Here is a 23,608-nt window from a genome sequence, read left to right as displayed (position 1 = left end):
GGCTCCGTGGAATGGAATCCCTGCCCAACGCCGAATTCGCCTTTCCCGGTCCGCTGCGCGACGCGCTGGTCGCCGCCATTCTGGCTGGATCCAAGACGAGCACCACCAGCCTCGCCCTTCAATACGACGACGACGGCGGGGAGCCGCTGCCCCGCCCGGGGGACCGTTCCATCCTCGTGGACAGCGGCGAGCGTCCGCTTGCGGTCCTTGAAGTGACGGAAATCCGGCTTGGCCGCTTGGGAACGGTGGATTTGCAGCATGTGCGGGACGAAGGCGAGGGCCATGAAACCCTTGAGGAGTGGAGAGCCGCCCATGAGGAGTTTTGGCACAGCAGCGAACTCCGCGGCGTCCTGGGCGACCCGTCCTTCACGGTTGACGATGACACGGTGGTGCTGATGGAGCGCTTCCGTGTTGTGGAACTGCTACCGGCAGCGGAAACGGCGCGCACGGCTACAGATGGCGCAGGAAGCGCTCAGGCCCGCTGAGGAAATTCCGCCAGTTCGCGACCAGCTCCAGTTCCTCCCACGCCGTCGGACGAAGGCCCCAGGGGCCAACTTCCAACACGAGGGCCCCGGGCAGGGCGGCCAGGATGGGTGAGTGGGTAGAGAGCAGGACCTGAGATTCGGGGTCGTCCATAATTTCCTTTAGCGTCGCCAGGAGCGACAGGCAGCCCTGAAAGGAAAGCGCGGATTCGGGTTCGTCCAGAACCCACAGCCCGGACCCCCGGAACCTGTCACCCACCAGCTCCAAAAATGACTCACCGTGGGACAGCGAGTGGAAATCGATATCGGGCTGGCCGGCCCGGGGGTTTTGTTCCAGGTATGTGTAGAAGCCGTGCATAGTTTCGGCCCGCAGGAAAAATCCGCGTCGCGTGCTGCCCGGCGAGCGGATCAGCTGCAGATGCTCCGCCAGCTCGGATTCCGTGGATCTGGTGCTGTGCCGGGCCCCGGTCGATCCGCCTTCCGGAGACAGGCCGAAAGCAAGCGCCACCGATTCCACCAGGGTGGATTTTCCGGAACCGTTCTCACCCACCAGCACTGTGGCGCGGCCGAGTTCCAGCCCGCGGTCCAGAAGCTGTGCGACAGCCGGCAAAGTGGCTGGCCAGCCGGTCCGTGGAAGGGGCTGGTTCCTGCTTTCCTGCACGCGGCGAATCGGATACTCGCGGGGGAGCGGGGATTCGATGCGGGGCATGCTGATGATCATGCCATAGCGGTTCCTGCAGCGAATCCGGCCCTATTTACGCCTTGGACTTTTTGCTGTCCTTCTTGTCCTTCTTTGCGGCGACGTTCTTGGCCGTCTTGACTGCTGCGGCGGCAACTCCCGCCTTGACCGGGGCCGGAACCTTTACTTCCTTGACCTTGGTGACTTCCTTGATCTTGGTCCTGTTCTTGCGGTCCAGGATCAGCGAAGCGGCAATCCCGGCCATCCAGACGTCCTTGGCCAGCGGTGTGCCCTGGGCCGAAGGCCGGATGCCGTCAGCTTCGGTCATGCCGGGGGTTTTGGCGTACATGGTGAGCATCCCGCCCGAGAACGCTCCCAGGACCAGCCCTGCGAGCCGGCTGGGGACAAACGGCATCAACAGGGTCAGCCCCACCGTAATTTCTGCTGCGCTGAGCAGCTTGCCGAACCGCTCCGAGTCAAGATCCATCACCTGGGGGAAGGCATTGGAAGCCATCTGCTGCAGGCCGGCCGCGCTTTCCTTGTCGAGGTTTCGCTTGCCCAGGCCGGAATTCAAGATGTACGCGCCTGTGACCAGACGCAGCGGAATGTGGCTGATTCTCATGGGGGGTCCTTCCGTGAAATCGCTGACATCCCTGAGCCTACGGCCGGGAGGGGCAGCGCGCCAGAGCACATCATCCACCGGCTGCGGCCGGTGCCCCTGGCGTCGGCCCGCACGGCCGCTTGAAGGGTCCGGAGGAGAACACGCCGGTTTTAGTTAACCCTCTCCTCAAAACTCTGCTTTAGTGGAGGAGAAGGAACTAGCAGCTGTCGTCGACACTAGAAGGTCCTCATGGATTTCCTCCCGGCCGAGCATCCCCGGCCGCGTCATTTCATTCTTCATCTCAGCGACACACACCTGGTAGGCGGCGACAACCCGCTGTACGGAGCCGTGGACAGCCAGGAAAAACTGGGCGACCTGTTCGGCCGGCTTGAAGGCTCCGGGCAGAAGCCCGAGGCCATCGTATTCACCGGCGATCTGGCCGACAAAGGCGAACCGCAGGCATACGCCAAACTCCGCGACATTGTCCTGCCTGCCGCGGAACGCATGGGAGCTCAGGTTATCTGGGCCATGGGCAACCACGACAACCGCGAGAACTTCAAGTCCTCCCTGCTGGACGAAGCCCCGGATATGGCGCCGGTGGACCGTGTCTATCAGGTCAACGGCCTGCGGATCATCACGCTGGACACCACCGTCCCCGGCTACCATCACGGGGAGCTGAGCGGCGCCCAGCTGAACTGGCTGAGCGGGGTCCTCAGGACCCCGGCCCCGGAAGGCACCATCCTGGCCATGCACCATCCCCCGGTCCCGAGCGTCCAGGACCTGGCTGTCCTGGTGGAGCTGCGCCAGCAGCGTGACCTGGCGTCAGCGCTGGAGGGAACGGACGTCCGGTCCATCATTGCCGGGCACCTGCATTACTCCACCTTCGCAACCTTCGCCGGGATCCCCGTCTCCGTGGCGTCGGCAACCTGTTACACCCAGGACCTGACCGTACCGGGAACGCGCGGACAGGACGCGGGGCAGGCGTACAACATGGTGCACATCTACGAGGATTCAGTGGTGCATTCGGTGGTCCCGCTGGACGAGGACCGGACGGTCGGGGAGCGGGTGGACGAGGCGGAGACAAGCCGGCGGTTGAAAGCAGCGGGAATCCGAATTCTCGACGCTCAGCAGCTGGCCTCCGCCTAGGGACTTACCGCTCCGGTTCCGGTCCCAGGTTGAAGAACCGCCCGGTAATGCTTTCCGGCTGGATCTCCACGTACCGGTACTTCAGCGTCCGCACCCACGGTCGAAGCGGAAGCTCGTCCGCAGCGTCAATCTCGCTTTGGTGTTCGAGCCGGCGCGTAACGCCTTTGACCACCACGGACCAGGCCTGGTCACTGTGAACGCCGTCCGCCTCGAAGGCCACGTGGTCGTTCACCGTCAACTCCGCCAGCTTGGTGCCGGGGCTGGTGCGGAAGAGAATGACGCCGTCGTGCGCGTAGTAGTTCAGCGGATAAATGCTGGGCCGATTGGCCACGCTGACCGCCAAACGGCCGTGGTAGGTCTTCTCCAGGTATTTCCAGCTCTGCTCTGCGGTGAGTTCCACAACGGGCGGGCGCTCTTCAGTAGTCATGGCCCCAGTGTGCCAAGCGGGACCGCTGGCCGCCACTGCAGTCCGGGCCAGACAGCGGTTGACGGGTGATGTACGTCTCATAAAGAGTTGAGAGGGACATCTTCACCTCGATCAGCCAGACACCGACCCGGAGAGAACGTGATGACAGAGCCAGAGAATCAGCACCCCGCCGACGGCGAACAGCAGGACGTCCAGCAGCATCTGACCACCCGCCAGGGCCACCCGGTCTATGACAACCAGAACAGCCGCACCGTGGGACCGCGGGGTCCGGCCACCTTGGAGAACTACCCCTTCCTGGAGAAAATCAGCCACTTCGACCGCGAACGCATCCCCGAGCGTGTGGTTCATGCCCGCGGTTTTGTTGCCTACGGTGAATTTGAGGCTTCAGGAAAGTGGGGCGACGAGCCGATTGCCCGTTATACCCGGGCACGCCTGCTCGCCGAGCCGGGCAAGAAAACCGATGTCGCCATCCGGTTCTCCACCGTGATTGGCGGCCGGGATTCGTCCGAGACCGCCCGTGATCCGCGGGGCTTCGCGGTGAAGTTTTACACCGAGGACGGCAACTGGGATTTGGTGGGCAACAACCTGGGCGTCTTCTTCATCCGGGACGCCATCAAGTTCCCCGACGTCATCCACTCGCTGAAACCGGACCCCATTACCTTCCGGCAGGAGCCGGCCCGGATCTTCGACTTCATGTCGCAGACTCCCGAATCCATGCACATGCTGGTGAACCTGTTCAGCCCGCGCGGCATCCCCGCGGATTACCGCCACATGCAGGGCTTCGGCGTAAACACCTACAAGTGGGTCAACGAGCAGGGTGACACCAAGCTGGTGAAGTATCATTGGCTGCCGCAGCAGGGCGTGAAGTCCATGACCGAGGAAGACGCCGCCAACATCCAGGCCAACGACCTGGGGCACGCCTCAAAGGACCTGTACGAGGCCATCGAATCCGGTGACTATCCCAAGTGGGATCTCTACGTGCAGATGATGGATGACCACGACCATCCGGAGCTGGACTGGGATCCGCTCGATGACACCAAAACCTGGCCGGAACAGGACTTTGAACCCAAGTACGTCGGCACCATGACCCTGAACCGGAACATCACTGACCACCACAACGAGGCCGAGCAGATTTCCTTCGGCACCGGTGTCCTGGTGGACGGGCTGGACTTCTCGGACGACAAGATGCTGGTGGGCCGCACCTTCAGCTACTCCGACACCCAGCGCTACCGGGTTGGCCCGAACTACCTTCAGCTGCCGGTGAACTCGCCCAAGCACGCTCCGGCGGCCACTAACCAGCGCGGCGGTCAAATGTCCTACTTCACCGATCTGGCGCCGGGGCAGAATCCGCACGTGAACTATGAACCCTCCATTACCGGAGGCATCCCCGAGGCGCCCAAGCCGGCGCACGAGGAGCAGGGGCCGGACCTCACGGGCAGACTGACCCGGGCACGGATTCCGCGCACCAATGACTACATCCAGGCCGGGCAGCGCTACCAGCTGATGGAGCAGTGGGAGAAGGACGACCTGGTGTCCAATTTTGTGGCCAACATTGGTGAAGCGGTCCGTCCGGTCCAGGAGCGGATGCTGTGGCACTTCTACATGTGCGACGACGAACTCGGCTCGCGCGTCGGCGAGGGCCTGGGCATCGGACTGGAGGAGGTCCGGGACCTGGGCCCGCTGGCAACCCAGACCCTGTCCGAGGCGGAAAAGGCCTGGATGAAGAATCTGGGTGCCAACGGACCGCGCGATGTCGAGGGCCTGACCATGACGCACTGTGTGCCCGATGAGCACGTGGTGGTCACCCGGTAGTTCCGCATCGCGAACGACGACGGCGGCAGGCCCCCATGCCCGACGGATCCTCGCCGCGGATCGCGCTCATCTGGGCGCGGTCCGCGGCCTCCCACAGCGCCGGCTTCTCAGCCAAGCTGCAGCTGCTGGCCGAGTCAGCGCTGGCCGCAGTCCTCGACGCCGGCGGAACGCCGGTGCCGGTGGACAGCGCTGCCGGGCCGATCGATGCCGCCGGGTATGCAGGTGTCCTGGTGCTCGGCGGCGGCGACATCGATCCCCGCCGGTACGGCGGCAACTCCCGCGAGCCCACGTTGGACAACATCTGCCCGGAGGCCGATGCCGCCGAGCTGGCGGTGATCCAAGACGCGGCCGGCCGTGGGATTCCGGTGCTTGGCATTTGCCGCGGCATGCAGCTGATCAATGTGGCCTTCGGCGGCAGCCTGCACGAAGACCTTGGCGCCGGGTCGGTTCACCGGCTGCTGGCCGCGCATCCCGCTCCGGCCGGGACCGGGATGGCGGCGCACGCCGTCGTCGTCAGTCCCGGAACCCTTCTGGCGGACGCGCTCGGCCGCAGGGCCGGCCCGACGCTGCCGGTTCAGTCCGGCCACCACCAAGCGGTGCGGAAGCTGGGCAGGGGACTGCGGATCAGCGCCGCCGCGGCCGACGGGGTCATCGAAGCCGTGGAAAGGCTGGACGGGCAGCCGGGATGGTTGCTTGGGGTGCAATGGCACCCGGAGGCGCCGGGGACCGAACCCGGGCAGTTCCGTGCGCTGCTGGATTCCTTTCTGGCCGCCGCACGGCAGCCGGAAAGGAATCCAGCCGGCGCCTAGTTCTCCCAGGGAGCCTTGATGGGGAAGAACTTCTCAAGGAAGTTGGTGACGCGCTCAGCCCGTTCATCCGACGGGACCTCGGGGAAGCTGCCGTCATTGAGGCAGAACAGGTCCATGTTGCGTTTGGCCAGCAGCTTGTCCAGGGTCTTCAGGCCGGCATAGGACGTGGTGTCCACGTACTTTACCTTTGCGGTTTCCTGGGTCACGGCACGCCCTGTGAGCAGCGCGTAGTAGTGGTAGAGCGAGTTGGTCACCGAGATGTTGTCCTTGGCGCGGAACCTGCTCGCGGCGGTGGCGGCGAATTCCTTCGGGAACTCGTTCTCCATCTCCAGAAGCACGCTCCTTCGCAGCGGCGCAGCCGTGTGCTCCAGGTGCCGCGTGGTGATGCGGCCAAAGCGCTCCCACAGCAGGCGCCGGTTTACCCGCGCGGCATTTTCGAATCCGCTGCGTTCCGGATCGTTGGCTCCGAGACCGATCCGGGTGCTGGCCTCGATGAACTTGGTGATGCCGCCGGGGGAGAAGAACAGGTCCGGACCCACCGGGCGGCCGAAGAACATGTCGTCGTTGGAGTACAGGAAGTGCTCAGCCAGTCCGGGGATGTGCTGCAGCTGCGCTTCGACGGCCTGCGAGTTGTGCGTGGGCAGCACCGACGGGTCCCTAAAGTGCTCCTCCGCGGGGACAAAGGTCACCGACGGGTGATCGGCCAGCCAAGCCGGACGGTCCGAATCGGTGGCGATGAAGATGCGGCGGATCCAGGGAGCAAACATATACACCGAACGCAGGGCGTACTTGAGCTCGTTGATGTGGCGGAAGCGGGCTTCGTTGTCATCACCTTCGCCGACGACGGCGCCCTTCATCCGCTCAGCGCGGGCAGCCTGGTATTCAGCGGAGCTGCCGTCCACCCAGGAAAAGACGAGGTCGACGTCGAAGTCGATGTCGGTGGCGTGATCCGCGAACATGTTCTCGATGGTGGGCCAGGTCAGTCCGTGCCTTTCCACGGTTCCGCGGACCACCTCGTTGGCCGGCAGGGTGCGCCGGGTCAGGGAATTCTCCACCGGCAGCGTGATTTCGGGACCGGCGAGGTCCCAGAGTTCCAGCTGCACCCCAGCGGAGGGGCCGAAGACCAGGTTTGTGCCGCTGACGGCGCGTGGCCGGAAGACGCGGATAATGCGGGATGTGTTGGCGGGCGCGAGTTCGCCGTCCGCAATCAGCACAGTGCGCGTTTTCTTGGTGTCCACGCTGCGCGAGTAAAAAGGCTCCTCGCGGCAGGCCTCAACCATGGCGCGGCGCAATTCCTCGCGGTGCGCCAGGTCAATGGCGATGACCGGGCGCTGGTCGTTGCCGCGGACGAGGAGGTACGTGATGCCGGCGTCGTCCAGGACTTTGCGGACAAACAGCAGGTCTTCGACCATGGCCTGGTTCGGGGTCAGGCCGGTGTCCATCAGGGTCAGGCGTCCCTTGACCTTGACGACGTCGGGCCGGTGTTCCACCCGCTCGATGACGGCCAATGAAGCTGTCTGAAGGTCTTCGCTCTCATGCACGGGCTCGGGGGTACCGAAATACACATCGTGTTCTGCGGCTATATCTGTAATCGGAACCTCCAATAAGTTGCTGGTGCGGGCTGCATGGCCGCGGCTTTGGGGCGCGGCTCGTGCGGCTCTGCACAATGTTGGTGCAGGTCGTCGCGGTTACGGACCGGATATGCCGGACGCTTCCCGGATCGACCGGATGCTCTGGGCGCGGGTGCCGCAGCTGAGTAGCATTGAGTGCTAGCGCGGACATCTCCGGGAGCTGATGTGAGATACCGTAACACCACGCTGGCGGCGGCGACGCTGCTTGTGCTCAGTATGTCATCCTGTGCCGGTCCACCGGACACCGGCGAAACAGCCAGCGCTCCTGCAGCCTGGGTTTCCTACACCACTCCGGACGGGTCCCTGATGTTCGAGCATCGGGCGGACTGGAAGGTGGAAGAGGAGCCTGCCCTCGCCAATGACCCCGCCGGCGGAATCTCGGTGAAGGTGAACGACGGCGAGGGAGACATGGTTGCGCGCCTGGACACCGGCCTCATTGCCGACCTCATTTGCTCGGATCCGGATGAAGCGCTCCAATACACGGAATATGACACTGAACCCATGCCTGAATTGCACTCTCAGCAGGGCACGGAGCAGCGGTTTGTCTACCGTTCCATTTCTCCGTCTTCCCCGGAGCGCGGTGAACCGGTGGCTACCTACGCCGTCATCAGCGAAACCGGTGACCGCGGACAATGCGGTCTTTTTGATTTTTTCACTTTCACCGAGTCCAGCGGCGGCCGTTTTGCAGGGGAGTACCCGTCGGACGAATCGGCGCCGGGACAGTCCTATCTCGAGGGTGCTGCGGCGTATGCGGACTCGGCTGAATTCCGGGATGTGAAGCGGATGCTGGTTTCGCTGCGGGACACCCGCTGAACCGCCCCTAGCGGACTGAGTTTTCCGGTTCCTCTGGTGTGCTGTGGATAACTCCGTATGCTGTGGCCCAGCTTGCGTACTATTGGCGTCACTCACAGTCCCGCACCATTTCGTCCTGGGGGTTCTCGAAATGTTCCGTACCGGTTTTCGTCCTGCCGACTTTTCTGTTGCCCGGCTTGGTGCCCTGGGGCTGGCTGCCGTCCTGGTTCTGGGCGGGTGTTCGGGTGCCAACGATGATTCTGGAGCCGAGGCTGCTGAAGGCAGTTCCAAGAGTGCATCTCCCAGCGGCAGTGCTGGCCCTGGCGACGATGCGAGCAAGTCCGCTTCAGCAACCCCGACGTCCACTCCGACTGCTGCGTACAAACCAGCTACTGCTGAGGGTCCTGCCGAGAACGTCCCCCTGCTGGTCATCCCCGAACTGGCGAAGCAGGAATCCAAAGAGGGCTTGGAGGCTTTCGCCGAATACTGGTATGCCACAATCAATTACGGTTTCGAAACGGGGAACCTGCAACCATTTGAGGACATCAGTGGCCCAGATTGTATTGTTTGTAAAAGTGTTTTCGATATCGTCGGCCCCGGTTATAAAAATGATGATTGGATAAGCGGCGGAGAGCTTGAAGTATTGAATACTGATTCGAAATATGTACTGACGAGCAAGAACCTATTTCAGGTCCTTGCACAAATTCGACAGGATTCCTATGAGTATCGGGGCCCAAACGGTCATGTCTATGAAGTGAACGATGGCCTCCCTCCGACAACCGTGCATCTGATTGAAGCATCATATGTTGACGGGCATTGGTTAGCGGACAATGTTGTTGCGATTAAGTAGGGAAGCATGAAACTCCGGCCGAGAGTAGTGATGATTGTCGCATGTTTTACTCTCCTATCTCCGGCGGTAAGCGCCCCTGCACTATACGCAGATGGCGGAGGGTCAGGAGGTATCGGCAATGGTGATGTCTCTGTTGGCGCGTACTATCCCATACCTGGTTCCGGAGAATGGGCATCGGTCGAAACAGGAATCCCAGATGACCCTATGGAGTATAAGTTTGAATTGAAGTGTTTCGATGAAGATGCCGGAAGTATTCAATGCTTATATGAGAATCGAAACGCGTGCAAGGCCGCTGCTGGGGGTAGATTAGTTTATTGGTTTACCCGCTTAAAGGGAGACGGCAACGCATGGGCTCCTCTGCATCCTGGGCCATCATGCATCTACTCGGAAAAACCCCGCGATATCGGAGACCAAATAAGAGAATCTATACTCACTGAGTTTCAATCACGGCCCATTGCCCCGTCAGTGTTGACGTTCCAGCCCAGTCCATACACCCTTGTAGGCGCTCACACGAACTTCTATGTCGCGGCTGGGGAACAGATTTTTGATTTCCAGATGCTTGAACAAAACATTCGAATAGTTGCCCGCCCTACTGAGTATGAGTGGGATTACGGAGACGGAGTGGTATATGGTCCTATGCCGCTTGCGGGAGCTCCGTTGCCTGAAGGGCGATGGGGCGAAGAAACCCCCACCAGCCATGTATACCGAGAAACAGGTGACTATCAGGCACGAGTTGTTATTTACTTTTCCGGTGAGTACTCCATTAACGGTGGTCCCATGGTGCCGATCGATGGCCGTGCTACTGTCCCCTCCGCGGCGCAGACTATTAGCGTGTGGAAATCGGAGTCTCGAAACGTGGCCGATGACTGTCTCGTAAATCCTGCCGGATTCGGATGTTGAGGCCTACCCCCCGCTTTCAAGATTGCTGGCTTGAGCGCGATACGCCCTCTGGGCTCTCCATATGTTCCGCCCGAACGAAGTGCCAGCAGGGAACGGTTTTCCTTCTGTCTTGATTTCTTCACCTTCACTGAGTCCCAGTGGCTGTGGTGTCGCCCATGAGCACTCTGCGGATGTTTTCGGGTTTCTCCGGTGTGCTGTGGATAACTCCGTATGCTGTGGCGCAGCCTGCGTACTATTGGCGTCACTCATAGTCCCGCACCATTTTCCCTGGGGGAGTCTTCACATGTTCCGTACCGGCTTGAGTCCTGCAGGCTTTCCCATGATCAGATCTGCCGCTCGGATGGGTGTGCTCGGACTTGCTGCCGTCCTAGTCCTGGGCGGGTGCACTGGTTCCAACGATGATCCCCATGCTGATGCGGCTGAGGGTACTTCCCGCAGTGCAGCGCCCACCAGCAGTGCGAGTGCGGCAGGCGATGCGACCGAGTCCGCTTCTGATTCCTCAACCCCGACGCCCCCATCGACTGCTGCAGCCTATAAGCCGGCTACTGCTGAGGGTCCTGCCGAGAATGTTCCCCTGCCGGTCATGCCGGAGCTGGCGAAGCAGGAGTCCAAGGAAGGTCTCGAGGCTTTCGCTGAGTATTGGTATTCACTGGTTAACTATGGGTATGAGACCGGAGATCCCGAGCCGCTTAAAAAGATAACTGGGCCAAGTTGTTCCATTTGTGAAAACTACTATTCTTCACTGCAATCCGGGTACGATGATCAAGACTGGATGGCAGGATCCAGCGTGAGGGCGCGGAGTGTACATTCAGATTTTATTCTGACACCTGATGGCTATTATCAAGTATTGATTCAGATTACTCAAGAGGACCTAGAATATTTTGGGCCAAATGGCGTTGATTACGGAATAGTAGAAGGTATATATGCACCGATTGTGCAGATAATTGAAGCTTCGCATGATGGTAGTTCGTGGCGTGCCATGTTGGTTGAGAGCATCAAATGAGGGGTTACCGAGCATGCCGTAACAAATAATTTTTGCGGGGATGAGTTTTTTCCTATTTAACTGAAAATCCGCGAGCTCCAGGCAGAATTGCTCAAACTTCGGATAATAGAGATCAAGCCATCGTTTCGGTTGCGGAGGAAGAAATATGGATCCGAATACTCCTTCGCGCAAATTATTGAGGCCTCTCATCTGCACCGGGCCGCGGCACCCGGAAAAGCGTCCGCGGATCCTGCAGCCGTGCAGGGTGATCAAAATCGGAGCGGGGAACTTGCCCGGTAACGGTCACCGTGCGGATAGCGGTGTCGTTCGTCAGCCGCACCGGCCCCACGTTCCCGGTAAGCAGCACCGATCTGTCGGCACCGAGCAGGACCACGTCGTCGCCGTCGTCCATGTCCTCCAGGAACCTCACCAGTTGCCGGCCTTTCTTGCCGGAAATCGGAGTTCCTTTCGCTGACAGCATGGGCAGCACAATCGTTGGCTGGTCGGATGTGCCCGGGGCGGGGCGGGCAACCCACAGCGCATCGCCCTCGGGTTCCGCGGGCAGCTCGGGATGCTCCGGCTCCGGCCACACGTACGGCAGTCCGCCCGGGGTTTCCGGAAAGAGCGGCCCATAAATGTCGGGAGATTTGATGATCAGGTTGGACCGGTGGCTTTCATGAAAAGCCGCGTCACCGAACCACGGGGGCAGAGCGACGTCGTCATGCGCGGCTTCCGGAGCGAACTCCAGGATCTGCTCAAAAACAGTGTCGGCGTGTCCGCGGGAGGTCCATTCCCGGGTCATCGCGAGCCCGTAGGCCGTCAGTGCCGGAACATACCCCATCCACATCCGCATTGCCGGGTGGCTCTGCCAGCCGTAATCAGGGACGACCAGGGCGCGCAGCACCTGCAGCGTCTCCACCCGCTGTTTGCCCAGGCGCGCCTGGTCCAGGACACCGGCACTGCGGCTGAAGCTGTCATACGGCAGGAACGTTTGCACGAAATTAGTGTGTCATTCCCCGGGGCCGGCAGCGGCGAGGGGCGCAGCGAGAATGAAGTCGCGGAAGGTATGCGGCCCGACGTCGAAGCTGCGCCGGCCAACCTCCGTAAAGCCGGACTTGCGGTAAAAAGCCTGGGCCCGGACGTTCAGGTCATTCACTCCCAGCCAGAGGGCGCGGTACCCCTGCGCTGCGGCTGCTTCCCTCGCCGCCTGCATCAGTGCAGCGGCCAGTCCGGAGCCGTGCGCCGAGGGGTGAACATAACACTTGGACAGTTCCGCCGCGGGGCCGGGAACATGCTGCAGTGCTTCAGTAACTTCAGGGTCGGCGGGCGGGGCAAGAACCAGGAGCGCATATCCGCGGATGTGGCCGCGTTCCCGGACCACGAGAACCCGTTTGGACTGGTCGGCCAGATAGTCCCGAAAACACTCGTCCGAAAGATTGGCCGCCACAAAGGAGGCGCTGTCCTCCTGGCTTACTGCCGGGGGACAGGCCAAGGGAAAGGTCAGGGCCGCCAGCGCGGCCAGCTCAGCTGCGTCGCCGGGGTGCGCGGCGGAAACGGAAACGGTCACGAGTCCCAGCTTAGGCACTCAGCCGCCATGAACAGCCAGGGCTAGTACTCCGCGTACATTTCGCCAGCCCGCAGCTGCGTGTCCGTCCGGTTGTCCGGGCCGGGAAGCGGACACGCCCAGGCCTCGTCATAAGCGCACGACGGGTTGTACAGAAAATTGAAATCCAGGATCAGGCTTCCAGGGGCAGCGCCCGCACCGAGATCCGCACCCTTGATCGTGTCCAACAGGTACCGGCCGCCGCCGTAGCTGCCCCCGTCCGTGCCGGAGAGGCCGTCGCGCAGGGGCAGGAAAATCCCGCCCCCATAGGAGGTCAGCCGCCACACGGCGAGGCGGCCCACGCCGTCGGCGTCCACCGTGCCGAGACGGACAAACGGCACCATCCCGTCCGTTCCGGTCTGGACATTCATTTCCTGGCCAGCGCCGTCGTCGTCGATTATTGCGTCGCAGCGCAGACCGGGATCGTAGGCGCCGATCTCCAGGCCACGGAAGCGCTCCCGGGCATGGGGCTTCAAGGGGGAGGCGGGGTGTTCGGCGAAGAGCTTGTCGCGTTCAGCGCGCCACAAGTCATGAGCGTACGACGGCGACACCTCCTGTGCGGTGAGCCGCACCTGGGCGTACAGGCCGAAGACGCGGCGGCGCCAATCCGCTGTCTGGAGCACTGTGACGGGGGAGACCATGGCTTCAGCGTAGTGTGTTCGGGGTGACTATCGGACTCCTCATCGTTGTACTCGTAGCTGTTTTCATTGGCGCCATTGCTCAGCGGATTGCAGGTCTTGGCTTTGCTCTGCTTATTTCCCCGTTCCTGGTGATCATCCTCGGCTCACACGGCGGCGTCCTGATGGTGAACGTGTGCGGTTTGGTTTCCTCGTCGTTGATCATGCTCCGGGTCTGGAAGGACATTGACTGGAGCATGTACAGGTGGCTGGCCATTCCGGCGGTGTGCGGGAGCATTCCAGCCTCAGTGGCAGCCGTCTATCTGCCCTCGGCGCCGATGGCAGTGGTAGTTGGCGCAGTTGTCCTGGTGGCGCTGACTGCTTCACTGCTGATGCAGCGAACCTCGGTGACCGTGACCGGAAACCCGCCCAAGGCTGTGGCGGGCTTTATCGCGGGAATCACCAACGCGGTGGCCGGGGTGGGCGGTCCCTCCGTGAGCGCCTACGCCCTCATGGCACGCTGGCCCCAGCGCTCCTTTGCCGCCACCCTCCAGCCGTTCTTCGTCACCATCGCCATTGTTACGCTGACCGCCAAGTTGTCCCTGGACCCCGGACAAATGCCGCCGTTCGAACCATGGGCCTGGGCGCTCATCGCGCTGATGATCATCAGCGGCATCTACGCCGGGGAGAAGCTGCAGCGGTTCATCCGCGATGACCAGGCGCGCGCCGCCGTCGTGATCTTTGCGTTCTTCGGAGCTGCGGCTGCGCTGGCCAAGGGCATCCTCGACCTCGCGGCCTAAGCGGCGCCGACACGGCCGCTCCTGAACCACCCGCCGTGCGGTGAATGGGACGATAGGGGAGATGAAACTCTTTACCCGCCCGAAATCTCCGGGCGTCCTACCCATGCCCCTGTGGCTGCAGGGAGTGGTCGAACTCGGCCAAGCTGCAGTCCTCTCCGCCCTGCTGATCTTCCTGCCGCTGATCGGCGTGTGGTTTGCCGATGGCTTTAACGACCGTGACTTCGCATCGCTGGCACGGTTGGGAGGGCAAGGCTGGCTCCTGATTCACGGCGTGCCGCTGAACCTGACGTTCCCTGCCGGAACCCTGGCCGCGGCTGAAACCACGGGAGTGCTGTCCCTGTTTCCGCTGGGCCTGACCCTGATCCCGTTTTTCCTGTCCTGGCGGGCGGGCCGGCGCCTGGCGAAGGCTTCCTATACGGATCAGCTGTGGCAGGCACTGCTGGGTGCTCTGGGAACCTACGCTCTTCTCGGCTGGGCCGCGGCCTATTTTTCAGCCAACGACGACGTCACCATCTCGGTCACGGCGGGCGCCCTGGTGCCGCTCATCGCGGCGGGGCTGGGACTGGTTATTGGTGCCCGCCGCGAGGCGGGTTCCTGGGTGCGGCTGATCGGTGTGGACCTGACGGACTGGATCTCCCGCACCAGCCAGCATTCACGCTGGGCCGGATCCTACGTATGGGCCGTCATCCGCGCCGGTGCTGTGGGAATCACCGCAGCACTGGGACTGTCAGCCCTGCTGCTCACTGCAGCGCTGGTCATGAGCTGGGCGGACATCGTTTCGGTGTACCAGCACCTGGATGCGGGCATCATCGGCGGTGTGGTGCTGACCGTCGTCGAACTTGGTCTGATGCCCAACTTCGCCGGCTGGGCGCTGGGCTGGACCTCGGGCGCCGGGTTTGCGATCGGGACGGGCAGTATCATCAGCCCGCTCGAAACCACTGTGGGCCCGCTGCCGGCCGTGCCGGTGCTGGCAGCCCTGCCGGTGGGCGGCATGGAATACGGAGTTGCAGCGCTGATGCTGCCGGTGGTGGCGGGGATCCTTGCGGGCTGGTGGTTCCTGCGTGAGGGCGAGAACCACTTCGATGAATGGCTGTCCCTGAAAATCAGGGCCCGATGGTTCACGGCTCCGGTGTCCACGCTTCTGCTGGGCGCCTTTGTGGGGCTGGTGTCGGGAATCCTGGCCGCGGGAGTGGTCCTTATTACCGGCGGCTCGGCGGGGGTGGGCCGCTTTGTCGAGGTCGGCGCGGATCCGCTGTGGACGGGCCTTTGGATAGCCGCGGAAGTGGCAGTGGGCGTCGTCGTTGGCTACGCCGTCGGGCCGTGGCTTGAACGCGAGGAACGTTGAGGACGACGGCGCGCTTAGCCTTCGCTGGCGCTTGGCCTTAGCGGGGGCTTAGCCCGGCAGGATGCCGTTGGTGAACTCCGCCTGGCACTCCTGCTCGGCCTGCATGGTCAGCGCGTTGCTCATGCAGTTTTCCAGCTTTTCGGTGCTGTCCCATGTGGCAACGGCAAGACCCAGGCCGAGCGTCATCACCACCGACGCCGCCAAACCCAGGGCCGTGATGAACATCTGGGCCGGGCCGATGCCGAAGCGCACCACTTTGATGAGGGTCATGATGCCGACGACGACGGCGGCGAGGGCCAGGGCGAGGGGGACGAGCTTCCACGGCAGCGCCAACCCGGAGGTCAGCAACACGGCAACAACGAGGGCCACAAAAATCCGCAGATAGCCGCGGGCGTCCTGCTTCTGCTCGTCTGTTGCCGGCGTCTTTTGCGGTGCCGGCTGCAACGGCGAAGGAATCTGATCAGGGGTACGGCCGTCGTTGTTCATGGTTTAACCCTAGGGGACGCCTGAGCCTAAGGTTGACGCATGCGCATTGTTGTTCTCGTGTCCGGTACCGGTTCCAACCTTCAGGCCGTCTTGGACGCCGTTGCGGAGAGGACCCTCGACGTCGAAATCGCCGCCGTTGGCGCCGACCGTCCCGGCACCTTTGGGGTGCAGCGCGCCGCCGACGCCGGCTATGAAACGTTCGTCGTGAATTTCCGCGATTTCGACCGGCGTTCCGACTGGAATCTGGCATTGACGGAAAAAGTGGCGTCGTATCGTCCTGACATCGTGCTGTCGTCAGGCTTCATGCGCATTGTCGATGAGCACTTCATCAACACCTTTGAAGGCCGCTACATCAACACCCACCCAGCCCTGCTGCCGTCCTTCCCCGGCGCACACGGCGTTCGCGACGCGCTGGCTTATGGGGTCAGGGTCACCGGCTGCACCGTGCACATTGCCGACGCCGGCGTGGACACCGGCCCCATCCTGGCCCAGGCCGCCGTGGATGTGCTGGACACAGACACCGAAGAGAGCCTGCATGAGCGGATCAAGGTCCAGGAACGCCGGCTGCTGCTGGAGACGTTGAGCCGGATCAGCGCCGAGGGGCTTCCGGTTTCCTAGCCGCCCTGGCCCGATCCGTCTCATCGTCTAGTCCAGTGCGGCACCCTTTGTCTCGGGCGCGAAACGCAGCATCCACACCACGGCCAGAATCACCAGCACACCGGCCAAGGCGAAGGACAGCGGCAGCCCGAGGTAAGGCCACATGACCGACACAAAGATCAGCGGGCCCAGCCCTGCGCCGACCCGTGAAACGGTCGACGCCCATCCGAACCCGCTCCCGCGAAGCTCCGTGGGGTACAGCTCGGATATGTAGGCGTACAGCACCGGAATGGCTACTTGGACAACAAAACCGTAGCCGAGCAGCCAAGCGGTGGCAGCGGCGGGGACATCGAGGACCAGGGCAACGATGACCAGGATGGCGGCGGACAGCGGCCCAGTCACGGCCAGGATCCACTTTCGTCCGACCCGCTCCACCAGCAGCGCGGCAGCGATAACTCCCAAGAGTCCGACGGCGGCCATCCCCGAGGTGGTGAGGAACGCGGCGTATTCCTTGAAGCCTGCATCCACGAGGATTTTCGGCATCCAGGTCAGGGCCAAGTAGTAGACCAGCAGGATGGTGAAGAAGAGCGACCATGCCGCCACCGTGATTTTCCAGCTGTACCGCCAAAGATCCGACAGCTGGGTGGCAACAGATCCCATGGAGAACTTGGCCGCTGCCTCAGGCGCCGGAAGCCGCCACTGTTTTACGTCGGAACCGGTGCGCTTGATCAGGTCGTTAATGACAGTTTCCGCCTCGGCGGTGCGGCCCTTGCGGACCAGGAACAGCGGCGATTCCGGGACGGATCGGCGGACCCAGAACACGAGCAGCGCAGGGAGCACCATGATCAGCATGGTGTACCGCCAGTCAGCGAATGTGGCCATGATCAGTGCCGACGTCGCTCCGCAAAGCGCGGCGCCCACCGGCCACCAGCCGTCCATCGCTGTGAGCACCCGGCCGCGTTGTTTACGCGGCGTGAACTCACCCACCAGGGCGTAATCCACCGGCACGCAGCCGCCCAAGCCGAACCCGGCCATGAACCGGAAGATGCAGAACCAGACAATGTCGGGGGAGAAGGCCCCCAAAATCGTAAAGAGGGAAAAAACAAGGAGCGTGGCGGTGAAAGCCTTCTTGCGGCCGATGGCATCGGCAATGGAGCCCCAGACAAACGCTCCTATGGCCATGCCCAGCAGGTTGGCCGTACCGATCCACGCGGCCTGCGCCGGCTCCAGCGCCCAGTGCTTGGACAGGAGCGGAATCAGGACGCCGTTGAGCGTGACATCCCAGGCATCAAACATGAATCCCAAGCCGCCAATGATGAAGATTCGCCCCTGAACCTTCCACTTCCAAGGCAGGTCCTGGACCACCTGATCGCCGGTGGGCAGGGTATCAGTGGTTGTCATGGGTGGGGTGGCCTTCCGTGAGGCTTGAGAGTAGGGATGGCCAGCACTCTTGGCAGGTCCGAGGAAACTGTACAACGCCGGCCGGACGATTCAGCAAAGCACCGCATGGGACAGCAAAAATGACGTCTGAAGAGGCCATCGACGTTAATGATTCCTTCCGGTCCGCGATTTAAGCGTGAAAGGCACCTGCTGATTTTCACAGGGGTGGAAGGCCTCTGATGAAGCGGTCCTTCGAGTAACTGGAGAGGGCTTTTCGAGTAAGTATCCCGTATGTAAAACCCGCAGGAAATAGAGCCTGGATCACTAAAATAGAAGCTATGTACTACTCCACGGGAAACGACGACGGCGAGGCTGCCTCCCCGGGTGCCGTCCGCCGGGTGTCGTCTTCCCCGGGCGACGGCGGCGAAAGCGGGCGGGTGCTTGGAACACAGCAACCGGAGCCGCAGCCGGCGGCGGCGGGCACCCCGGGTGCCGGCACGCTTGCGGAGTTGGAGGCCCTGGAGCGGGTCCTGCTGATCCGGGAGATCCGGGTCCTGGAGGATTTAAAGGGTGCCATTGCCGCCGCCCAGGCCCGGGCCGCTGCGGCTTTTGATGCCTCCACCCGCCGCGCGCAGGCCGCCGCGGGACTCGCCTCCGGCCAGCTCGGCAAGGGCGTCGCCGCTGAAGTGGCTCTGGCCCGCCGGGAATCCCCGCACCACGGAGCGAAACTGCTGGGCCTGGCAAGGATCCTGACCACGGAAATGCCCCACACCCTCGCCGCACTCTCCCAGGGAGTGATCAGTGAGTGGCGGGCCACCCTGCTGGTCCGCGAGACCGCGTGCCTGTCCCTGGCCGATCGGCAGGAAGTGGACCGGCAGGTCGCCGGGAACCTGGCCGAGCTCGAAGGCCTCGGTGACCGGAAACTAATCGCCAGGATCAAGTCCCTGTCCTATGGCCTGGATCCGCACTCCGTGGTCAACCGTGCCGCCCACGCCGTGTCGGAACGTTTTGTGTCCTGCCGTCCGGCACCGGACACCATGACCTATCTGACAGCCCTGCTGCCGGTGGCCCAAGGCGTGGGTGTGTATGCAGCATTGACCCGGGAAGCGGACCGCCTGCGCGGGGCCGGGGATCCACGCACTAAGGGCCAGATCATGGCGGACACGCTCGTGGAACGGGCCACCGGGCAGGCCCGGGCTGAGGATGTGCGGATCGAGGTGCAGCTGATCATGACGGATCAGACCCTGCTGCACGGCATCCTGCCCACCGACACGACAACCACCAGCGCCGGGGCTGGCCCCGGCGCTGAAAAAGCACGGTCCGGCCGGGGTGGGGACTGCACAACCGGGGCCGGTGCCGGGAGCGGCAGCAGGAGCGCGGGCCACAGCCGCCCCTGGACCGAAGCCGGCATCGACCCCGGCGGTGCAGATAGAACCCCGCCCGAGGTTAGACCCGATACAAAACCAGGACCCCTGGCTTCCGCGGAACCGGCAACCGGAGGGCAGAGCACATCGTTTGTTCCCGACGGAGCGGAACCGGCAGTGCTTACCGGCTACGGAATCGTCCCGGCCCAGTGGGCCAGAGACCTCATCCGGGGACCAGATCCAACGGAACCAAAACCAGAACCGGGACCCGATGGACTGGACGGGTTCGATAGGCCTGACAGTAGGGGAGGCCCGGGTAGCAGACCCGGTAACCCGCCACCATGGAGCCCGGGCAGACACACTCAAACCGGCACGGGCACGGGCTGGGGCACACCACCCACGCGTCCGGATCCGCAAATCGAAGTATGGCTCCGCCGGCTCTACATCGCCCCGACCAGTGGGCAACTCACGGCCATGGACTCGCGCGCCCGGCTGGTGCCCCACGGTCTGGCCCGGCTCATCGCAGCCCGCGATCAGGTTTGCCGCACACCGTGGTGCGGGGCACCGATCCGGCACTACGACCACATCACACCCGTCCACGCAGGCGGCACCACCACTGCCGAGAACATTCAGGGACTCTGCCAAGCCTGCAACCAGGCCAAGGAAGCACCCGGCTGGGAATCACGGGTAACCGGGGCAACCAGGACATCCGCTGGACCTGATCGAGGCGGGGGCTCTGGCCGGCATTCGGTGCTAACAACAACCCCCTCCGGTCACTTATACCGGTCCTCTGCGCCATGCCTCCCGTCAACGGCTGCAAGGCTCCCAGACGGAGCGGCACCGGGACATGATTAACGGCGCGGGACCTAACAGCTCAAAAGAGAAAGACTCCCCGACCCAATGGCCCGAAGCCACACGCACAAAGAAGCCACACACAGAGAAGCCATACACACAAAGCAGCACGTCATCCAGCCGCGCTTCACACTCTGCCCCGCAAGGCGCTGTGACCTAAACTGTAGCCACCGACACCCCCCACTTTTGGAGAATTGCGTGAGCTCACAGCCGCTGAACCGTGTTCCTATCCGCCGGGCCCTGATCTCTGTCTATGACAAGACGGGACTGACGGAACTCGCGCGGGGTCTCGCCGCCGCCGGAGTGAGCATCGTATCCACGGGTTCCACCGCCAAGCAGATTGCTGCAGCGGGGGTTGAAGTCACTGAGGTTGCTGACGTCACCGGATTCGCGGAATGCCTCGATGGCCGGGTCAAGACACTGCACCCGCGGATCCACGCCGGAATCCTGGCTGACCGCCGCCGCGAGGACCATGTGACCCAGCTGGAAGAAATGGAAATAGAGCCTTTCGACCTGGTGGTCGTGAACCTCTACCCGTTCGTGCAGACCGTGAAGTCCGGGGCAAGCCAGGACGAGGTTGTCGAGCAGATCGACATTGGCGGACCCTCGATGGTCCGTGCCGCGGCAAAGAACCACCCCTCGGTCGCCGTCGTGGTGGACCCGGACAAGTACGCGGAGGTTGTGACAGCCGCCGCGGAAGGCGGTTTCGACCTCAACCAGCGGCGTCGCCTTGCCGCCGAAGCTTTTGCCTCCACCGCAGCCTATGACACAGCAGTTGCAGCTTGGACTGCCGAACAATTCGGAGGAGGCACCGCCGAGGGCACCAGCTGGCCCGCCTACACAGGTCTGGCGCTGGAACGTTCGGAAGTGCTGCGTTACGGCGAAAACCCGCACCAGGACGCTGCCCTCTATGTGGACAAGAGCGCCATGCCCGGCGTCGCCCAAGCGGATCAGCTGCACGGCAAGGCCATGTCCTACAACAACTACGTGGATGCCGACGCCGCACTGCGCGCAGCGTTCGACTTCGACGAGCCGGCGGTCGCCGTCGTCAAGCATGCAAATCCCTGCGGTGTCGCGGTTGCTTCCCCGGACGCGGCCGACCCCATCGCGGATGCCCATGCCAAGGCCCACGCCTGCGATCCGGTATCCGCTTTCGGCGGCGTCATCGCAGCCAACCGGATAGTGACCGCCGGGATGGCAGCAACCGTCAAGGACATCTTCACCGAAGTTGTCATCGCTCCGGAATTCGAGCCCGAAGCAGTGGAAATCCTTGCAGCTAAGAAGAACATCCGCTTGCTGACGCTGCCGGAAGGCTACGGCCGCAACGTGGCCGAGTTCCGGCAGGTCTCCGGAGGCATGCTGATCCAAAAAACGGACAAAATGCAGGCCGAGGGAGACAGCCCCGAGAACTGGACGCTGGTGTCCGGCGATGCTGCCGACGACGCGACCCTGGCCGACCTGGCCTTCGCCTGGACCGCGGTACGCGCCGCCAAATCCAATGCGATCCTGTTGGCGCATAACGGCGCCTCCGTTGGCGTAGGCATGGGACAGGTCAACCGGGTGGATTCCTGTCGCCTCGCCGTCGAACGGGCCAACACCCTCGGCGGGCCGGAAGACGAACGCGCCCGCGGTTCCGTCGCTGCATCGGATGCGTTCTTCCCGTTCGCTGACGGCCTGCAGATCCTCCTTGACGCCGGCATCCGCGCCGTCGTCCAGCCCGGCGGGTCCATCCGCGACGCTGAAGTCATCGAAGCGGCAAATGCTGCGGGCGTGACCATGTACTTCACTGGCGCCCGGCACTTCTTCCACTAGGAACGCCGCCCGTCCGCCCTCGACATCCGGGACCGCAAGAGTAATCTGCGGTCCCGGGGTTTAGGGCGGCCCGAGTGGGCTGTGGCATAGTTGGACACAAATACAGACCAAAAAGACGGGCTCCGTCATGCCACAAGTCATGCTCCGGTGCCCACCAACACACAAGGAGATCGTGTGGCTGAGAAAATCAAGGTTGTGGGTTCTGTTGTAGAACTCGACGGCGACGAGATGACCCGCATCATCTGGCAGTTCATCAAGGACCGCCTGATCAACCCGTACCTGGACGTAGACCTGAAGTACTACGACCTCTCCATCCAGAACCGTGACGCCACTGATGACCAGGTCACCATCGACGCTGCCAATGCCATCAAGGAACACGGCGTGGGCGTCAAGTGCGCCACCATCACTCCGGACGAGGCACGCGTTGAAGAATTCGGCCTGAAGAAGATGTGGGTTTCCCCGAACGGGACCATCCGCAACATCCTCGGCGGCGTCGTCTTCCGCGAACCGATCATCATTTCCAACATCCCGCGCCTGGTCCCGGGCTGGAACAAGCCGATCATCATTGGCCGCCACGCACACGGCGACCAGTACAAGGCCACCAACTTCAAGGTTCCGGGCGCCGGCACCCTGACGCTGACGTACACCCCCAAGGACGGCGGGGAAGAAATCAAGACCCAGGTTGTCACGTACGGTGACGACGGCGGCGTGGCCATGGGTATGTACAACTTCAACGACTCGATCCGCGACTTCGCCCGGGCATCCTTCGCCTACGGCCTGCAGCGGAACTACCCGGTGTACCTCTCCACCAAGAACACGATCCTGAAGGCCTACGACGGCCAGTTCAAGGACCTGTTCCAGGAAGTCTTCGACGCCGAGTTCAAGGACCAGTTCGAAGCAGCCGGCCTCACCTACGAGCACCGCCTGATCGATGACATGGTTGCCTCCGCCATGAAGTGGGAGGGCGGCTACGTTTGGGCCTGCAAGAACTACGACGGCGACGTCCAGTCCGACACCGTGGCACAGGGCTTCGGCTCGCTGGGTCTGATGACCTCCGTGCTGATGACCCCGGACGGCCAGACCGTTGAGGCCGAAGCCGCTCACGGTACGGTCACGCGCCACTACCGCCAGCACCAGCAGGGCAAGCCCACCTCCACGAACCCGATCGCTTCGATCTTCGCGTGGACCCGTGGCCTGATGCACCGCGGCAAGCTGGACAACACCCCCGAGGTCACCAACTTCGCCCAGACCCTTGAAGACGTTGTCATCAAGACGGTCGAATCCGGCAAGATGACCAAGGACCTCGCGGCCCTGGTCGGCCCGGACCAGGCATACCTGACCACCGAGGAATTCCTCGCTGAGCTGGATGCCAACCTGAAGACCCGTCTGGGCTAAAGTCCGGACGCTTCAGCGCACGACGACGGCGGCGCCTCACCTTCACGGGTGGGGCGCCGCCGTCGTTTGGTACGGGGTTCGTTACTGCTTCGGTGCGTTTCCGATGTCTTTAGATGCCGGAACCCTGATCGCCGGAGGAACCTGATCCGGAGGGACCGGATCCTGACCCGGATGACCCGGAGCCGGATGACCAGGAGTCAGAACCGGAACCCGACCCCGAACCGGAGGAACCCGATCCGCTGGAAG

General features: G+C 62.9%; 22 protein-coding genes. 13 read left to right on the top strand and 9 right to left on the bottom strand.

Annotation, left to right across the window (positions count from 1 at the left end):
* The first annotated feature begins 11 nt into the window (after positions 1-11).
* Positions 12-485, top strand: coding sequence for an ASCH domain-containing protein (locus tag AAE021_RS11355; protein WP_342022439.1), 474 nt, complete (start codon positions 12-14; stop codon positions 483-485).
* On the opposite strand, the gene AAE021_RS11350 is transcribed toward AAE021_RS11355, so the two are convergent.
* Positions 451-1,203, bottom strand: a complete 753-nt coding sequence (locus AAE021_RS11350) for an ATP-binding cassette domain-containing protein (protein WP_342022437.1) — start codon at positions 1,201-1,203, stop codon at positions 451-453. The genes AAE021_RS11355 and AAE021_RS11350 overlap by 35 nt on opposite strands.
* A gap of 34 nt (positions 1,204-1,237) precedes the next feature.
* Complete coding sequence (locus AAE021_RS11345) at positions 1,238-1,783, bottom strand: hypothetical protein (RefSeq protein ID WP_342022436.1); 546 nt, start codon at positions 1,781-1,783, stop codon at positions 1,238-1,240.
* Between the two features lie 228 nt (positions 1,784-2,011).
* Here AAE021_RS11345 and AAE021_RS11340 point away from each other — a divergent pair, with 228 nt between their 5' ends.
* The gene (locus AAE021_RS11340) at positions 2,012-2,908 is read left to right on the top strand and encodes a phosphodiesterase (RefSeq protein ID WP_342022435.1); all 897 of its coding nucleotides are present in this window, start codon (positions 2,012-2,014) and stop codon (positions 2,906-2,908) included.
* A 4-nt stretch (positions 2,909-2,912) separates the two neighbouring features.
* Here AAE021_RS11340 and AAE021_RS11335 read toward each other — a convergent pair whose 3' ends face one another.
* Positions 2,913-3,335: a pyridoxamine 5'-phosphate oxidase family protein gene (locus AAE021_RS11335; RefSeq protein WP_342022434.1), complete on the bottom strand. Its 423-nt coding sequence runs from the start codon at positions 3,333-3,335 to the stop codon at positions 2,913-2,915.
* Positions 3,336-3,476: 141 nt separating this feature from the next.
* On the opposite strand from AAE021_RS11335, the gene AAE021_RS11330 reads away from it, so the two are divergent.
* Together AAE021_RS11330 and AAE021_RS11325 are read left to right on the top strand one after the other, a co-directional pair.
* Positions 3,477-5,147: a catalase gene (locus tag AAE021_RS11330; RefSeq protein WP_342022433.1), complete on the top strand. Its 1,671-nt coding sequence runs from the start codon at positions 3,477-3,479 to the stop codon at positions 5,145-5,147.
* 35 nt (positions 5,148-5,182) lie between these two features.
* Positions 5,183-5,956 carry a gamma-glutamyl-gamma-aminobutyrate hydrolase family protein gene (locus AAE021_RS11325; protein WP_342022432.1) on the top strand — a complete coding sequence of 258 codons (774 nt, stop codon included), beginning with the start codon at positions 5,183-5,185 and terminating at the stop codon, positions 5,954-5,956.
* Here AAE021_RS11325 and AAE021_RS11320 read toward each other — a convergent pair.
* Positions 5,953-7,521 (bottom strand): stealth family protein, encoded by a 1,569-nt coding sequence (locus tag AAE021_RS11320; RefSeq protein WP_425362395.1) that lies wholly within the window; start codon positions 7,519-7,521, stop codon positions 5,953-5,955. The two genes, AAE021_RS11325 and AAE021_RS11320, sit on opposite strands and share 4 nt — an antisense overlap.
* Before the next feature lie 231 nt (positions 7,522-7,752).
* On the opposite strand from AAE021_RS11320, the gene AAE021_RS11315 reads away from it, so the two are divergent.
* The 3 genes from AAE021_RS11315 (at position 7,753) to AAE021_RS11305 (ending at position 11,132) form a co-directional block, all read left to right on the top strand.
* Positions 7,753-8,400 (top strand): hypothetical protein, encoded by a 648-nt coding sequence (locus AAE021_RS11315; protein WP_342022430.1) that lies wholly within the window; start codon positions 7,753-7,755, stop codon positions 8,398-8,400.
* A 130-nt stretch (positions 8,401-8,530) separates the two neighbouring features.
* Entirely contained in the window at positions 8,531-9,229 is a 699-nt protein-coding gene (locus AAE021_RS11310) for a DUF6318 family protein (protein WP_342022429.1), read from the top strand.
* A gap of 1,183 nt (positions 9,230-10,412) precedes the next feature.
* Complete coding sequence (locus AAE021_RS11305; RefSeq protein WP_342022428.1) at positions 10,413-11,132, top strand: DUF6318 family protein; 720 nt, start codon at positions 10,413-10,415, stop codon at positions 11,130-11,132.
* 172 nt (positions 11,133-11,304) lie between these two features.
* Here the strand turns inward: AAE021_RS11305 and AAE021_RS11300 are convergent, their stop codons facing one another.
* From AAE021_RS11300 to AAE021_RS11290, 3 genes are read right to left on the bottom strand one after another with little or no spacing between them, the layout of a single operon-like run.
* Positions 11,305-12,108 (bottom strand): MSMEG_6728 family protein, encoded by an 804-nt coding sequence (locus AAE021_RS11300; RefSeq protein ID WP_342022427.1) that lies wholly within the window; start codon positions 12,106-12,108, stop codon positions 11,305-11,307.
* Between the two features lie 12 nt (positions 12,109-12,120).
* A complete protein-coding gene (locus tag AAE021_RS11295) occupies positions 12,121-12,678 on the bottom strand; it encodes a GNAT family N-acetyltransferase (RefSeq protein WP_342022426.1) in 558 nt (185 codons plus the stop codon).
* A 41-nt stretch (positions 12,679-12,719) separates the two neighbouring features.
* Positions 12,720-13,355 carry a DUF1684 domain-containing protein gene (locus AAE021_RS11290; RefSeq protein WP_342022425.1) on the bottom strand — a complete coding sequence of 212 codons (636 nt, stop codon included), beginning with the start codon at positions 13,353-13,355 and terminating at the stop codon, positions 12,720-12,722.
* Positions 13,356-13,378: 23 nt separating this feature from the next.
* On the opposite strand from AAE021_RS11290, the gene AAE021_RS11285 reads away from it, so the two are divergent.
* Together AAE021_RS11285 and AAE021_RS11280 are read left to right on the top strand one after the other, a co-directional pair.
* The gene (locus AAE021_RS11285) at positions 13,379-14,131 is read left to right on the top strand and encodes a sulfite exporter TauE/SafE family protein (RefSeq protein ID WP_342022424.1); all 753 of its coding nucleotides are present in this window, start codon (positions 13,379-13,381) and stop codon (positions 14,129-14,131) included.
* A gap of 61 nt (positions 14,132-14,192) precedes the next feature.
* Complete coding sequence (locus AAE021_RS11280) at positions 14,193-15,476, top strand: DUF6350 family protein (RefSeq protein ID WP_342022423.1); 1,284 nt, start codon at positions 14,193-14,195, stop codon at positions 15,474-15,476.
* A 48-nt stretch (positions 15,477-15,524) separates the two neighbouring features.
* Here AAE021_RS11280 and AAE021_RS11275 read toward each other — a convergent pair whose 3' ends face one another.
* Complete coding sequence (locus tag AAE021_RS11275) at positions 15,525-15,962, bottom strand: hypothetical protein (protein ID WP_342022422.1); 438 nt, start codon at positions 15,960-15,962, stop codon at positions 15,525-15,527.
* 39 nt (positions 15,963-16,001) lie between these two features.
* On the opposite strand from AAE021_RS11275, the gene purN reads away from it, so the two are divergent.
* Complete coding sequence (gene purN, locus AAE021_RS11270) at positions 16,002-16,580, top strand: phosphoribosylglycinamide formyltransferase (protein WP_342022421.1); 579 nt, start codon at positions 16,002-16,004, stop codon at positions 16,578-16,580.
* Between the two features lie 27 nt (positions 16,581-16,607).
* Here the strand turns inward: purN and AAE021_RS11265 are convergent, their stop codons facing one another.
* A complete protein-coding gene (locus tag AAE021_RS11265; RefSeq protein ID WP_342022420.1) occupies positions 16,608-17,960 on the bottom strand; it encodes an MFS transporter in 1,353 nt (450 codons plus the stop codon).
* Positions 17,961-18,277: 317 nt separating this feature from the next.
* On the opposite strand from AAE021_RS11265, the gene AAE021_RS11260 reads away from it, so the two are divergent.
* From AAE021_RS11260 to AAE021_RS11250, 3 genes are all read left to right on the top strand, one after another.
* Positions 18,278-20,158 carry an HNH endonuclease gene (locus AAE021_RS11260; protein WP_342022419.1) on the top strand — a complete coding sequence of 627 codons (1,881 nt, stop codon included), beginning with the start codon at positions 18,278-18,280 and terminating at the stop codon, positions 20,156-20,158.
* A 195-nt stretch (positions 20,159-20,353) separates the two neighbouring features.
* Positions 20,354-21,967 (top strand): bifunctional phosphoribosylaminoimidazolecarboxamide formyltransferase/IMP cyclohydrolase, encoded by a 1,614-nt coding sequence (gene purH / locus AAE021_RS11255; RefSeq protein ID WP_342022418.1) that lies wholly within the window; start codon positions 20,354-20,356, stop codon positions 21,965-21,967.
* Positions 21,968-22,195: 228 nt separating this feature from the next.
* Positions 22,196-23,362, top strand: a complete 1,167-nt coding sequence (locus tag AAE021_RS11250; RefSeq protein WP_342025396.1) for an NADP-dependent isocitrate dehydrogenase — start codon at positions 22,196-22,198, stop codon at positions 23,360-23,362.
* The last annotated feature ends 246 nt before the right edge of the window (positions 23,363-23,608 follow it).

It is taken from the genome of Arthrobacter citreus (assembly GCF_038405225.1).
In the GTDB taxonomy this organism is placed as follows: Bacteria; Actinomycetota; Actinomycetes; order Actinomycetales; family Micrococcaceae; genus Arthrobacter_B; species Arthrobacter_B citreus_A.
Note: the sequence above shows the minus strand (reverse complement) of the source record. Positions and strands in the feature narration are given on the sequence as shown.

What these genes read in the sequence shown, in the direction of transcription:
- AAE021_RS11355 (WP_342022439.1), top strand. Translation starts at nt 12, where the DNA reads ATGGAATCCCTGCCCAACGCCGAATTCGCCTTTCCCGGTCCGCTGCGC.
- AAE021_RS11310 (WP_342022429.1), top strand. Translation starts at nt 8,531, where the DNA reads ATGTTCCGTACCGGTTTTCGTCCTGCCGACTTTTCTGTTGCCCGGCTT.
- AAE021_RS11335 (WP_342022434.1), bottom strand. Translation starts at nt 3,335, where the DNA reads ATGACTACTGAAGAGCGCCCGCCCGTTGTGGAACTCACCGCAGAGCAG.
- purN (WP_342022421.1), top strand. Translation starts at nt 16,002, where the DNA reads ATGCGCATTGTTGTTCTCGTGTCCGGTACCGGTTCCAACCTTCAGGCC.
- AAE021_RS11325 (WP_342022432.1), top strand. Translation starts at nt 5,183, where the DNA reads ATGCCCGACGGATCCTCGCCGCGGATCGCGCTCATCTGGGCGCGGTCC.
- AAE021_RS11330 (WP_342022433.1), top strand. Translation starts at nt 3,477, where the DNA reads ATGACAGAGCCAGAGAATCAGCACCCCGCCGACGGCGAACAGCAGGAC.
- AAE021_RS11260 (WP_342022419.1), top strand. Translation starts at nt 18,278, where the DNA reads ATGTACTACTCCACGGGAAACGACGACGGCGAGGCTGCCTCCCCGGGT.
- AAE021_RS11345 (WP_342022436.1), bottom strand. Translation starts at nt 1,783, where the DNA reads ATGAGAATCAGCCACATTCCGCTGCGTCTGGTCACAGGCGCGTACATC.
- AAE021_RS11305 (WP_342022428.1), top strand. Translation starts at nt 10,413, where the DNA reads ATGTTCCGTACCGGCTTGAGTCCTGCAGGCTTTCCCATGATCAGATCT.
- AAE021_RS11350 (WP_342022437.1), bottom strand. Translation starts at nt 1,203, where the DNA reads ATGATCATCAGCATGCCCCGCATCGAATCCCCGCTCCCCCGCGAGTAT.
- AAE021_RS11340 (WP_342022435.1), top strand. Translation starts at nt 2,012, where the DNA reads ATGGATTTCCTCCCGGCCGAGCATCCCCGGCCGCGTCATTTCATTCTT.
- AAE021_RS11280 (WP_342022423.1), top strand. Translation starts at nt 14,193, where the DNA reads ATGAAACTCTTTACCCGCCCGAAATCTCCGGGCGTCCTACCCATGCCC.
- AAE021_RS11250 (WP_342025396.1), top strand. Translation starts at nt 22,196, where the DNA reads ATGACCCGCATCATCTGGCAGTTCATCAAGGACCGCCTGATCAACCCG.
- AAE021_RS11275 (WP_342022422.1), bottom strand. Translation starts at nt 15,962, where the DNA reads ATGAACAACGACGGCCGTACCCCTGATCAGATTCCTTCGCCGTTGCAG.
- AAE021_RS11265 (WP_342022420.1), bottom strand. Translation starts at nt 17,960, where the DNA reads ATGACAACCACTGATACCCTGCCCACCGGCGATCAGGTGGTCCAGGAC.
- AAE021_RS11290 (WP_342022425.1), bottom strand. Translation starts at nt 13,355, where the DNA reads ATGGTCTCCCCCGTCACAGTGCTCCAGACAGCGGATTGGCGCCGCCGC.